Here is a 12,634-nt window from a genome sequence, read left to right as displayed (position 1 = left end):
GGCCCGGCCAGGGCCCGGAGTCTGCTCAGCGGGCCACGAAATACTTGGCCTGGGGGTGGTGGCAGATAAGGGCCGAGGTGGTCTGCTCGGGCTGGTACTGGAAGCTGGTTTCCTCCCCGACCTCGATGCCCAACCGGTGGGCGTCCAAGAGGCGGGCCACGGTCAGGTTGTCCTCCAGGTCGGGGCAGGCCGGGTAGCCCCAGGAGTAGCGGCCGCCGCGGTACTGCTGGCGGAACAGCCCGGCCAGGGAGGGGCCGTCCTCGTCGGCGAATCCCCACTCGGTGCGGATGCGGTGGTGCCAGAGTTCGGCCAGGGCCTCGGCCATCTCCACTCCTAGACCGTGCAGGAGCAGGTAGTCCTGGTAGCGGTTGTCGGCGAACAGCTTGGCCGTGGCCTTGGACACCTCCGCCCCCATGGTCACGATGTGAAAGGCGGCGTAGTCCACCTCGTCGCCGTCGGCCGGGCGGAAGAAATCGGCGATGCACAGGTACGGGTCCCGGGGTTGGCGGGGATAGCGGAAGCGGGCCCGCTCGGCGGTGCGGTCGGGGCCGTCCCACACCACCAGGTCGTTGCCGCTCCCGTTGACCGGGAAGTAGCCGTACACCACCTGGGGCACCAGCAGTCCCTGGGCGGTGGCCGAGGCCAACTGTTCCCGCAGGGTGGGGCGGATGCGCTCCTTGAAGGCGGCGTCGTCCTCGCCGTCGACCGGTCGGAACTGCCACTGGTTGCGGAACAGGGCGGTCTCGTTCACGTACTCGGCGATGTCGGCCACCGGGATGCCCCTGACCACCCGCGAGCCCACGAACGGGGGCTCGAACACCGGGGTGTCGGTGGCCACCGACGGCGCCCGCTCGGGGATGTCGTCGCCCGCGTCCCCCGAGGTGGGGCGGCGGGGGCGACGGGGGAGGTCGCGCCCGCCCGGTCGTCGACCGAACTCGGGGTCGTCGGTGCCGGTGCGGCGCAGCTCGCCCAGGCGGTCCATCACCGCCAGCCCCTCGAAGGCGTCCTTGCCGTAGAAGACCCGGCCGCGGTACGTCTCCCGCATGTCGCGTTCCACGTAGGTGCGGGTCAGCGCCGCCCCTCCCAAGAGCACCGGCAGGTGGTGGAGCTCACGGCGGTTCAGCTCCTCCAGATTGTCCCGCATGATGAGCGTGCTCTTGACCAGCAGCCCGCTCATGCCGATGGCGTGGGCGTCCACCGACTGGGCCTGCTCGATCATCTCGCCGATCGACACCTTGATGCCCAGGTTGTGGACCTCGTAGCCGTTGTTGGTCAAGATGATGTCCACCAGGTTCTTGCCGATGTCGTGGACGTCGCCCTTCACGGTGGCCAGCACGATCCTGCCCTTGGCGCCGGTGTCGTCGGACCGCTCCATGTGGGGCTCCAGATACGACACCGCCGCCTTCATGGTCTCGGCCGACTGGAGCACGAACGGCAACTGCATCTCCCCGGTGGCGAACAGGTCGCCCACCGTCTTCATGCCCGCCAACAGGGTGCCGTTGACGATGTCCAGCGCGGCGGTGGTGGTCAGGGCCTCGTCCAGGTCGGCCTCCAGCCCGTCCCGGTCGCCGTCGATGATCCGTCGTTCCAGCCGCCGCTCCACCGGCCAGCCCGAGCGGTCCTCGGCCACGGTGGCGGCGGTGGTCACGTTCTCGAAAGCGGCCAGCAGCTCGGTCAACGGGTCGTAGTCGGTACGGCCCTCGGACGCGGCCCCGGCGGTGCCCCGGCGGTCGTGGATCAGATCGAGGCAGACGTCCCGGTGCTGGGGGTCGATCCGGTTCAGCGGGATGATCCGCCCGGCGTGGACGATGGCCGAGTCCAGCCCGGCGTCCAGACACTCGTGCAGGAACATGGAGTTGAGCACATGGCGGGCGGCGGGGCGGAGCCCGAACGACACGTTGGACACCCCGAGCGTGGTGTAGGTGCCGGGCAGCTCGGCCTTGATGCGTCGGATGGCCTCGATGGTGGCCACGCCGTCTCGGCGCAGGTCGTCGTCACCGGTGGACAGCGGGAAGGTCAACGCGTCGAAGATCAAGTCGCCGGGGGCCAGGCCGTAGCGGCCGACGGCCAGGTCGTGGAGGCGGTGGGCCACCCGCATCTTCCACTCCAGGTCACGGGCCTGGCCCTCCTCGTCGATGAGCAGGCACACCACCGCGGCCCCGAACTCCCGGGCCAACGAGAACACACGGTCCAGACGGGAGCCCTCCCCGTCGCCATCCTCCAGGTTGGCCGAGTTGAGCACCGCTCGGCCCCCGATCCACTCCAGGCCGGCCTGCATCACGTCGGGCTCGGTGGAGTCCAGTACCAGCGGGGCGGCCACCCCGGTGGCCAGTCGCCGGGCCAGCTCGTCCATGTCGGTGGTGCCGTCGCGCCCCACGTAGTCCACGCACAGGTCCAGCAGGTGGGCGCCCTCGGCCACTTGGTCCCGGGCGATCTGCAGGCAGCCGTCCCAGTCGGCGTCCAACATGGCGTCGCGGAACTTGCGGGAGCCGTTGGCGTTGGTGCGCTCGCCCACGATCAGAAACGAGGTGTCCTGGGCGAAGGGAACGGCCGTGTAGATGGAGGTGGCCGACGGGGGCAGCTCGCCGGCGCGGGGGCCGGGGGTGAGGGAGGCGCAGCGGTCGATCACCGCCCGCAGATGCTCGGGGGTGGTGCCGCAGCAGCCGCCGATGACGCTCACCCCCAGCTCGGTGACGTACTGGGCCAGGTGGTCGGCGAACTCGTCGGGGCCCACGTCGTAGTGCATGCGGCCGTCCACCACCTGGGGGAGGCCCGCGTTGGGGATGCAGGCCACCGGCACCGGACACTGCTCGGACAGCACCCGCAGGTGCTCGCCCATCTCGGCGGGACCGGTGGCGCAGTTCAGCCCGAACACCGCCGGTCCGAGCGGGGCCAGCGCGGCCACCGCCGCGCCGATCTCGGTGCCGGGCAGCATCCGTCCGGTCATCTCGATGGTGACTTGCACCTGCAGGGGCACTTCCCGCCCGGCGGCGGCCATGGCCCGTCGGCAGCCGTTGACGGCCGCCTTGGCCCCCAGCAGGTCGTACTGGGTTTCGATGACGAAAAGGTCGACGCCGCCGTCGAGCAGGCCCCGGGCCTGCACCTCGAAGGCGTCGCGCAGCTCGGCGTAGCGGATCTGGCCGAGCGAGGCCAGTTTGGTGCCCGGTCCCACCGAGCCGGCCACCCACCGGGGTCGGTCGGCGGTGGCGTGGTCGTGGGCCACCTCCTTGGCGATGCGGGCGGCGGCCACGTTGATCTCGTAGGCCTGATCGGCGATGCCGTATTCGGCCAGGGGCACGGCGAACGCCCCGAAGGTGGCGGTTTCCACCGCGTCCACCCCCAGCCGCAGGTACTGGTCGTGCATCCCGGCGATGAGGTCGGGGCGGGTCAGGCACAACAGCTCGTTGCAGCCCTCCAGGTCGGGGCCGCCGAAGTCGTCGGCGGTCAGGTCCTGTTCCTGCACGTAGGTTCCGAATGCGCCGTCGTAGATCAGCACGCGCTCGCGAGCCGCCTGCGCATAGGAACCCATGGGCAGCGAGGATACCGGGCTCCGGGAGGGTTTTCGGTGCTCGATAAGATCGCCGGATTGCCCGTCAACCCGAGGAGTTGTGGTGATCGCGTTTCGAACCGGCAGGAAGATCCCGGCCCGAACCGAGTTGCACGCGGTGGGGGTTTGCTCGGGTGACGGCGCCGAGCGTCCCGAGGATCTGGACTGGGGCGTGCTGGAGGGGCGGGGGTTCGAGGCCAAGGCCGGTCAGGTGCAGATCGTGTCGGGGCCGGACCGGCCGGTGGCGGTGGTGGGGCTGGGGCCCGCCGACAAGGTGACCACCGCGGTGATCCGCAAGGCGGCGGGTTCGCTGGCCCGGTCGGCCAAGCGGGTGCGGCGCCTGTCGGTGGCGGTGCCCGACGCCGTGCCCGATGCCGTCGAACGGGCCGACGCCGTGCGGGCCCTGGCCGAGGGGCTGGTGATGGGGGCCTACACCTACGGCCGGTTCAAGTCGGAGCACAAGCCCAACCTGCTGGAGACCGTGGTGGTCATCGGCCCGGGGGGCAAGGCGGTGACCGACGCCCTGGAGCAGGGCCGCCGGGTGGGTGAGGCGGTTTGCTTCGCCCGCGATCTGGTGAACGAGCCCGGCGGGTCGCTCACCCCCACGCGGTTCGCGGAGATCGCCGTGGAGATGGCCGAGCGGGAGGGCCTGGCGGTGACGGTGCTCGACCTGGACGGCATCCGGTCCGCCGAGCTGGGCGGGTTGCTCGGGGTCAACCGGGGGTCGGAGCAGCCCCCCCGCTTCGTGGAGGTCACCTACCACCCCGGCGACGATGCCGAGTGTCGGGGATCGGTGGCCCTGGTGGGCAAGGGCTTGACCTTCGATTCCGGGGGTCTGTCGATCAAGACGGGCACCGGCATGATGACCATGAAGTGCGACATGAGCGGCGGCGCCGCCGTGCTGGGGGCCATGGCCGCCATCGCCGCGGTGGCCCCGCCGGTGAAGGTCACCGGGTACGTGCCGATGACCGACAACATGCTCGGCGGTGACGCCACCCGGCCCGGCGACGTGTTGACCATCGCCAACGGCAAGACGGTGGAGGTGCTCAACACCGACGCCGAGGGGCGGTTGGTGCTGGCCGATGCCTTGTCGTTGGCCTGCCGGGCCCAGCCCGATGCGGTGGTGGACCTGGCCACCCTCACCGGGGCGTGCATGGTGGCGCTCGGCCCCAAGGTGGCCGGTCTGATGGGCAACAACCAGGCCTGGATCGACCAGTTGGTGGCGGCCGCCGACCGGGCCGGGGAGCGGGTGTGGCCGCTGCCGCTGCCCGACGACTACCGCGGCCAGCTCGACTCGTCGGTGGCCGACATGAAGAACATCGGCGGACCCCACGGGGGGGCGCTGACGGCCGGGCTGTTCCTGTCCAATTTCGTGACCGAGGGCATCGCCTGGGCCCACCTGGACATCGCCGGTCCGGCGTTCACCGACGCCGAGGAGGGCGAGACCACCAAGGGGGGCACCGGCTTCGGGGTGCGGATGCTGCTCGACGCCCTGGTCAACTTCGAGCCGCCGTCGGCCTCCTGAGCCACCAGAACACGCCGTAGGCCCCGGCGAGCACACCGACGGCGAACGGGGCCAGCAGCCACCGTCGGGTGTCGAACAGTTGGTCGGCGGCCTCCAGCGGCCAGGCGGCGGCCACCACCCCGGCGATTGCGGCCCCCACGTTGGCGGCCACGTGGCGCCAGGTGGCCGCCATGTCGATTCGGCCGAAGCAGCCGCAGGGCTCCCCGGCCCCGGCCCGGACCATGGCGGCGGCCACCACCGCGAACTCGGCGTAGAGCACGGCCAGGGCGATGGCCGGCACCACGCCGCCCACGACCACCGCGCCCACGGCCACGCCCAGTTCCACCACCCCCAGCAGCCGCATGGACCATGCCGGTAGGGGGCGTCCGATCCGGGCCCAGGCCGCGGCTGCCGGTTCGGGGGTGACCGCTTTGGCCGCGCCCGCCCCGGCCAGCAGAACGGCGCCCACCAGATAGACCGCGGCCACCACCAGCATGGTCGCAGTTACGGAACAGGGCGGGCGTCAGGGACTCCCACCGCGCTCATCGCGTGAATCGGCGCAACGCGTGGCGTCGGCGTTCGGCGTTGAGCGCGGCCCGGTCGTCGGCGCTCAGCCGGGGGGTGTCGGGGTGCAGGCAGGCGTCGATATCGGAGCAGTCCATGAGCCGCAGGGTGGGCACCGGCACCGATTCGGCGTTGTTCCAGCGGTAGGTGATGGCCCCCTGGGGGCAGCCGCCCAGCGCAATCCAGTTCTGTATGCCGGGATCCCGGTGGGAGATCACCACCCGCAGCACCCCGTCGGGGTCGATGTGGGCCTGGGAGTCGTTCAGGGTGGTGGGCTGATTCACGTAGTCGAGGCTCTGATACCAGGTGTCGCCCACCTGGATGTTCCAGTAGAGGCAATTCGGCGGGGTGACCTCGAACAGCAGGGCCTGGTCGTCGCCCACCTCGTACCAGCACTGACCGTAGGACTGCTGGTCGCTGCCGCCGAGACCGGATTCGTCCACCTGGCGGGCGGGGACGTGAGCAAAGGAGTTGATCTGTCCGCTGTTGCGCTGGGCCAGGGCGAAGTCGGTCCAGAACTTGGGCACCGTGCTCATCTCGTCGGCCAAGTCCTCGATCCGGGCGGCGGTGACCACCGGGTCGAGTCTGGTGGGCGGCCCGGAGGGGTCGAGGCAATCAAGGTACAACTCGGCGTGGTTCTCGGTCGTCCAGTCGGAGAAGAACTGGCGCACGAACAGCCGGCACTGACGGGGCGGCACCTGGTACCAGTTGCCGGGGTGGTCGCCGGGGTTGGCGTCGGGGCTGATGATCATGTCGAAGCGGCCGTCGCCGACGTCAATCAGGTCGGGGGTGCCCACGTTGAGCAGTTGCTCGATGCGGCCCCGGCCGAAGCGCAGGTCCATCAGGGTGATGCCCAGGTAGCGCAGGGCGTCGATGCGGCCGGTGAGCCGGTAGGTGCGGTTCAGGTCGACCGGGGCCGACATGTAGAGGCCGTCGGGGTTGTCCTGGCCGATCTTGGAGGGGTACACCCATCCCAGCTCGGGCCGGTCGGGGTCGTTGTTCTCCACGGCCCGGTCGATGGCCCAGTACAGCATCCGCAGGTGGTGGCGGAGCCCCTCGGCCTGCTCGGAGGGCCCGATCCCCAGCCCGGGGTCGAAGATGTAGTCAACCGACCCCTTCAGGGAATCGCACAACTGGTTCCAGGACGCTCGGAGATTCTGTTCCTGGTCTTGCACCTGGTCTTTATCCACGCCCACTGTCTAGTGGCCCCCGCCGCCAATTGCGACCGGAGAGTTACGGCGCGGGGGGTTCCGGTGGGGAGGGAAGGTGGGTGAGGGGGGTGGTCACCTCGGGCGTGTCGTTGGAGGCGGAGTTGACCAGGCGCGACACCTCGTAGGCCTCCAGGTTGTCGTCGGGGTAGGGCTCGAGGAGTTGGGTCAACGCGGCCGGGTCGTCGAGGGCGGTGTCCAACCAGAGGGCCTCCAGCTCCTCGGGCAGGATGACCGGCATCCGGTGGTGGATCGGCTCGAGCACGCCGTTGGCGGTGGTGGTGATGATGGCGCACGAGGAGACGGGTTCGCCGTCGGGCCCGTCGCCGGTCGCCCAGATTCCGGCGAAGGCGAAGGGTTCTCCGGTGCGCATGACCACCCGCATGGGGCGCTTGGCGCTGCCGGTCTTCTGCCACTCGTAGAACCCGTCGGCCACGACCAGGCAGCGCCGCTGTCGAAACGAGTGGCGGAAGGTGGGCTTTTCGGCCACCGTTTCGGCCCGGGCGTTGATGATGGGGCGGTTCTGGGAGCTGGTCTTGGCCCACGGGGGGACCAGTCCCCAGCGCATGAAGCCTGCTCGGCGAGGGGTTCCGCCCACGATGGTCAGGACCTGCTGGGTGGGGGCCACGTTGTATCGGGATCGGAAATCCTCAGGACCGTGTTCGAAGTCGAACCGGCGGGCGAGTTCCTCCAGGGAGGCGGTCAGGCTGTAGCGGCCACACATGTCGGGCCCATTATGAGTCTGTGCGGGGGCGTCCGGGTAATCCTTCGGTTCGGCCTCAGTGCCAATCGTGTGACGGCGGCATGACCACGTCGGAGGGGATGTTGCGCACCTCGGTGGCGACCACGTTCACCGTTCCGTCCCAGGTGGACACGCGCCCGGTGATCATCACGACCTGGTTGGACAGTTCCCGGCGGCGTCGGGCGAACAGGTCGGAAGAGACGATGATGGCGGCGTCGCCGGTCTCGTCCTCGATGGTGACGAAGACCGTGCCGTGGCGGCCGCGGGGGTGCTGTCTGGCCACCGGCCAGCCGGCCACCGTGACGAGGTCGCCTTCTCGACGCCGGTTCACGTCGGCGGCGGTCAGCACGCCGGAGTCGAGGTCCGCCCTGACGAACTCCATGAGGTGGCCTTGGGGGTAGATGCCCATGGTGCGGTACTCGCCCATCATCTTCTCCCGTTCGGTGAAGTCGTCCAGGGCAGGCACGCGGTCCTCGGTCGACAGCGACAGGGCGTGGTGGCCCCGACGGGCCGGCCGGGTCTGCAGCCCTGACTCCCACAGGGCTTCCCGCCGGTTGGCGGCAACGGCGTCGAACGCTCCGGCCTGCACCAGCGACAGCACTGCCTGGTGCTTCAGCCCGGTGCGGCGCACCAGATCACCGGCGGTGGCGTAGGGGCCGTGTCGCTGCCGTTCCTCCACGATGAGCCGGGCCGAAGCCGCCCCGACGTCCTTGATGAACGAAAGGCCGAGTCGTAGTGAGTTGCCCTCGGGCGAGCACATGGCCGGGCTCCGGTTGACGCACGGGTTCAGCACGGCCACGCCGAAGCGCCGAGCGTCTTGTTTCAGCGTTTCCATCGGGTAGAAGCCCATCGGCTGGTTGTTCATGAGAGCGACGAAGAACTCCAGCGGCCAGTGGTGCTTCAGCCATGCCGCCTGGTACGCGGTCACGGCGAAGGCGTGGGAGTGGGATTCCGGGAACATGTAGTGGCCGTTGATCTTGGAGAAGATCTGTTTGGCCGTCTCCTCCGGGACGCTGTTTTGCGCCGCCCCCTCGGCGAACCTCTCCCAGTGCCGGGCGATCAGTTGGTCGTGGTGGGGACGGGCGAAGGCGCGGCGCACCTCGTCGGCCTCGGCCGCGGTCATGTTGGCCACGTCCTGGATGAGCTGGACCACCTGCTCCTGCCAGATGATGACGCCGTAGCCCCGTTCGAGGGAGCGTTTTTCCAGCGGGTGGTCGTAGGCCCAGTCGGCCCCGTGGCGGTAGCGCTCGACGAACTGGGAGACGGCGCTGCCCTGGATGCCCACGCCGGGGCGTATGAGGGCGACCTGGTAGGCGAGGTCGAGCAGGCAGCGGGACTTCAACCGCTGGGCCATCTTCAACTGCGCGGGGGACTGGAGCAGGAAGACCCCTTTGCAGAGGCCCGCGTTGATCATGTCGTAGACACCGGGATCCTCGGGATCGATGCCGGCCAGGTCGGGTCGCCGGCCTTCCCGTTCCTCCACGAGGTCGAGGGCCTCCTCGATCTGGTCGAGCACGGGCAGCGAGAGGATGTCTATCTTGGCGAATTTGGCGTCGGCCACGCTGTCCTTGTCCCAGTCCATGATGTAGCGGCCGTCGGTGGCTCCGGCCCGTACGGGGACCATGTCCGGGATGGGCGAACTGCTGAGCACCATGCCGCCCACGTGTTGGCTGAGTCCTCGGGGGGCACCCATCAATTGCGGGGCGAGATCGATCAGGTCCCGCCAACGGGGCGCGTCCACCTTGTCGCGGAACTCGGGCCACTGCGCCATTTCGTCCCGAAGGTCGGCGGCATGGTGGGAGTGCAATCGCTTCGACAACGCGCCGAGGTGCTCTCGGGGGAGCCCCAGGGCTTTGCCCACGTCCGCGATGATGCCCTTGACCTTGTAGGTGGTGACCGCGCCGGCCAGCACGGCGTGCTCCGGGCCGAAGTGGTGGTGTATCCGCTCGATCAACTCGTCTCGCAGCCCCCGGGGGAAGTCGAGGTCGATGTCGGGCAGCAGGGTCATGTCCTCGGAGATGAAGCGCTCCAGGGTGAGGTTCCAGCGCAGAGGATCGACATGGCTGATGCCGATGAGGAATCCCACGAGCAGGGCCACCGACGAGCCGCGCCCCCGGCCGGGTGGCCTGTCCTCCATCGGTGCTTCGGGCCTGACCAGGCCCCGTTCCACCATGATGCGGCGCCCCAGAAGAGCGATCTCCCGGTAGAGCAGCAAGAAGCCGGCCAAGTCGAGGCGCTCGATCAGGCGGAACTCCTCGTCCAGGCGACGCTCCACCTCCCCCGTGACGCTTCCGTAACGCCGGATGGCCGCTTCCCGGCAGAGCCGTTCCAGGTACTGCGGGGGCGGGCAACCGTCGGGAACGGTGGCGTCGGGCAGGCCGTAGCCGAGGTCGGTGCTGAGATCGAAAGAACACTGCGCCGCCACGCGGTGGGTGTTGGAGACCGCGTGCGGGTACTCACGGAAGAGCCGGGCCATCTCGGTCGGCGACTTCAGGTGCCGGTGGTGGTTGGGGCGAAGGTGCGGCAGGGCCTGGTCGATGGTGGTGTTCAGCTTGGCGGCGGTGAGCGCGTGCTGCAGTCGGGAGCGGTCGGGGACGTGGTAGTGGACGTCGTTGGTGGCCACCGTGGCGACGGCGGCCTCTTGGGCGATCCCGGCCAGCTTTCGGTTGCGGTCGGTGTCGCCGGGCAGGAGGTTCTGGTGGAGTTCGACGTACACCGAGTCGGGCCCGTACCAGTCGAGGTAGTGGGCCAGCAGGTCATGGGCCTGGCCGGGTCGGTCGTTGGCCGCCAACCGGGAGAGCGGGCCGTCGCGCCCGCCCGTCAGCAGCACCACGCCCTCGCTGTGGTGGGGCAGATGGGTGGGGTCGAGCCTCGGATTCCTGCGGTCGGCGGCATTGGCGATGGTCAACAGGCGCGAGATGTTGGCGTACCCCGCCCGGGTGGCCGCCAGCAGGGCCAGCTTGGAATCGTCGGTCAGCGTCAGCTCTGCGCCGGTGATGGGCTGGATCCCCACGCTGTTGGCGAGTCGGGCGAACTCGAGCGCGCCACACAGGTTCGTGTCGGTCAGGGCCAGGGCCCGATAGCCGAGTTGGTTGGCCCGGGCCAGCAGCTCGTGAGAGTGAGATGCCCCTTCTCCAAAGGAGTAGAAGCTCTTGGCCCGAAGCTCCACCCCGGCGGCCATCAGGCGCTCTGGCGATACCAACAGCGCTCGAGGCAGTCTCGAAACAGGGTGATCAAACTGCCGTCGCCGGGATCGATCCGGTAGTAGGAGCGGGTCACCGGCCGGGGGAGCCACCACAAGTCGATGGCCCACCGGTCGTGGATGCGGGCAATGTCCACCCAGCGTCGCTGCGACCGCAACGACCGCGGCTCTCCCTCGGCGTCCTCCCGTACCTCTACCGGTGTCGGCGTCGACAACGGTCTCAGGACGGCCGGGGCCGAGGGGTCGATGGGTGTCTGGAGAAAGCGCATCTCCGGCACCGGATGGCCGGGTGCGACATCGGCGATTCGGTACAGGGCGGGGCCGCCTCCCATCAGCGGGCGCAGCCTGCGGTCGGTCTCGATGAGGAGTTGCAACCGATCAGTCCGGGCGTCCGGCAACAACCCCAACTGCCGGTTCGACCGCCGGGCGATGTCGGTGAGGGTGAGCGTCACCTCTTCGACGGGGTGGCGGGGCGGGTCGGCCTGCAGGCGGCTTCGGACGATGGGTGACGCCTGCTCCCATGCGCCGACCGGCTGCTTGAAGTGGGCGCAGATCTCCCAGACGGGCCGGCCCGGCGCCGTGGCGAGCAGGTGTAGCCCTCCGGCGTTCTTCCCCTCCACCTCCGGTCGGGCGAAGACCCGACGTAACAGGGTGTCCACCGCCACCACCAGTGCCTCGACAGAGGCGCAATGAGCGGACAACGAGATGCGCTCCGTCACCGGCTCTTCGACGGTGAAGGGCACCACGGGGGTGTCGTCGACGCCGTGGCACAACGACCACGCCCGCGCCCCGTCGACCCCGAAACGGTCGGTGAGCACGTGGCGGCCCAAGTCGGCCACCGCGCCCATGGTGTGCAGGCCCAAGCGGTGCATCTCGATCCTGGTGGCGGCCGGGAGGGGAAGCAGGTCGATGGTGTGGGGGGCCAAGAAGGTGACCACGTCGCCGGTGACCGCGTGGGCGCCCGGCGTGGGACGGGCCCGGGCGGCGACGAAGGCGGGGAACTTGGCATCAGCCACCCCGACGCGGGGCTGCAGATCGGCGGGCACCGTGTGCCCAAGCGCGCCAACAGCCGCCGACTCACTGCCGTACAGCCCCTCCAGCCCGTCCACCCGGGCGTAGGCAACGCCGAGATCGGCCCGCTCCACGCAGTAGCTGACGCCTCGCAGGGCCACCAGCACGCCATCGAAGACCCGGCGATAGTGAGGCTCGTCGGCATCCAGCGCGACCGCGTCGCCATGGCGGGTCAGCGCCTCCTCCAAGGTCATGCCGCTGCTCACACCGCAGGCCGCGGGGAAGCAGTCGACGACGAACGTCCCCGAACCCGGCGACGCGCCGTCCACGAGCAGCACGGGGTGGTCGCGGAGACGGCGATGTCGCCTCATCTCCACCTTGGCCCGCAGGTGCGTGACCAGCACGCAGGCGACTCTCACCGGCCACTCAACTGTTGCGAGCGGGGATGGGGCACGAGGCCCCAGAGCATCTCAAGAGCACAGAAAAAACCCTATTGACGAGGGTGACAGTTTCGACCGGACACGCCCAGCAGGGCAGGCCCCAGCAAGGTCATTCAGGGATCCCGGGGGCCGGACCCTCTACGTGTGGGGGTGGAGGCGGGGGCCTTGTTCGCCGGCAAGGACATTCGGGGATCCCGGGGCTGGACCCTCTACGTGTGGGGGTGGAGGCGGGGGCCTTGTTCGCCGGCAAGGTCATTCAGGGATCCCGGGGCTGGACCCTCTACGTGTGGGGGTGGGGGCGGGGGGCCTTGTTCGCCGGCAAGGTCATTCAGGGATCCCGGTGTCAACGGTCTTTGGGTCTCGCGCGGTGGCGGTCAGTGGAACCGCGCGGTGGCGGGCCTGGAATCGCACTTCAG

General features: G+C 69.7%; 7 protein-coding genes. 1 reads left to right on the top strand and 6 read right to left on the bottom strand.

What is annotated here, in order from left to right:
• Positions 1-25: 25 nt before the first annotated feature.
• Positions 26-3,529: a methionine synthase gene (metH, locus tag ACOQPQ_RS06135; RefSeq protein ID WP_420638560.1), complete on the bottom strand. Its 3,504-nt coding sequence runs from the start codon at positions 3,527-3,529 to the stop codon at positions 26-28.
• A gap of 82 nt (positions 3,530-3,611) precedes the next feature.
• On the opposite strand from metH, the gene ACOQPQ_RS06130 reads away from it, so the two are divergent.
• Positions 3,612-5,072 carry a leucyl aminopeptidase gene (locus tag ACOQPQ_RS06130; protein WP_420638559.1) on the top strand — a complete coding sequence of 487 codons (1,461 nt, stop codon included), beginning with the start codon at positions 3,612-3,614 and terminating at the stop codon, positions 5,070-5,072.
• Here ACOQPQ_RS06130 and ACOQPQ_RS06125 read toward each other — a convergent pair.
• From ACOQPQ_RS06125 to ACOQPQ_RS06105, 5 genes are read right to left on the bottom strand one after another with little or no spacing between them, the layout of a single operon-like run.
• Positions 5,044-5,547: a MauE/DoxX family redox-associated membrane protein gene (locus ACOQPQ_RS06125; RefSeq protein WP_420638558.1), complete on the bottom strand. Its 504-nt coding sequence runs from the start codon at positions 5,545-5,547 to the stop codon at positions 5,044-5,046. The genes ACOQPQ_RS06130 and ACOQPQ_RS06125 overlap by 29 nt on opposite strands.
• Before the next feature lie 46 nt (positions 5,548-5,593).
• Positions 5,594-6,805 carry a DUF1214 domain-containing protein gene (locus ACOQPQ_RS06120; protein ID WP_420638557.1) on the bottom strand — a complete coding sequence of 404 codons (1,212 nt, stop codon included), beginning with the start codon at positions 6,803-6,805 and terminating at the stop codon, positions 5,594-5,596.
• A 43-nt stretch (positions 6,806-6,848) separates the two neighbouring features.
• Positions 6,849-7,547, bottom strand: coding sequence for an SOS response-associated peptidase (locus tag ACOQPQ_RS06115; protein WP_420638556.1), 699 nt, complete (start codon positions 7,545-7,547; stop codon positions 6,849-6,851).
• Positions 7,548-7,602: 55 nt separating this feature from the next.
• The gene (locus ACOQPQ_RS06110) at positions 7,603-10,767 is read right to left on the bottom strand and encodes a DNA polymerase III subunit alpha (protein WP_420638555.1); all 3,165 of its coding nucleotides are present in this window, start codon (positions 10,765-10,767) and stop codon (positions 7,603-7,605) included.
• Entirely contained in the window at positions 10,746-12,182 is a 1,437-nt protein-coding gene (locus tag ACOQPQ_RS06105; protein ID WP_420638554.1) for a DNA polymerase Y family protein, read from the bottom strand. The genes ACOQPQ_RS06110 and ACOQPQ_RS06105 overlap by 22 nt, the downstream gene beginning before the upstream one ends.
• Positions 12,183-12,634: the final 452 nt, after the last annotated feature.

The sequence above is a fragment of the Candidatus Poriferisocius sp. genome (genome assembly GCF_965219775.1).
Taxonomy (GTDB): Bacteria; Actinomycetota; Acidimicrobiia; order Acidimicrobiales; family Bin134; genus Poriferisocius.
Note: the sequence above shows the minus strand (reverse complement) of the source record. Positions and strands in the feature narration are given on the sequence as shown.

What these genes read in the sequence shown, in the direction of transcription:
- metH (WP_420638560.1), bottom strand. Translation starts at nt 3,529, where the DNA reads ATGGGTTCCTATGCGCAGGCGGCTCGCGAGCGCGTGCTGATCTACGAC.
- ACOQPQ_RS06125 (WP_420638558.1), bottom strand. Translation starts at nt 5,547, where the DNA reads ATGCTGGTGGTGGCCGCGGTCTATCTGGTGGGCGCCGTTCTGCTGGCC.
- ACOQPQ_RS06115 (WP_420638556.1), bottom strand. Translation starts at nt 7,547, where the DNA reads ATGTGTGGCCGCTACAGCCTGACCGCCTCCCTGGAGGAACTCGCCCGC.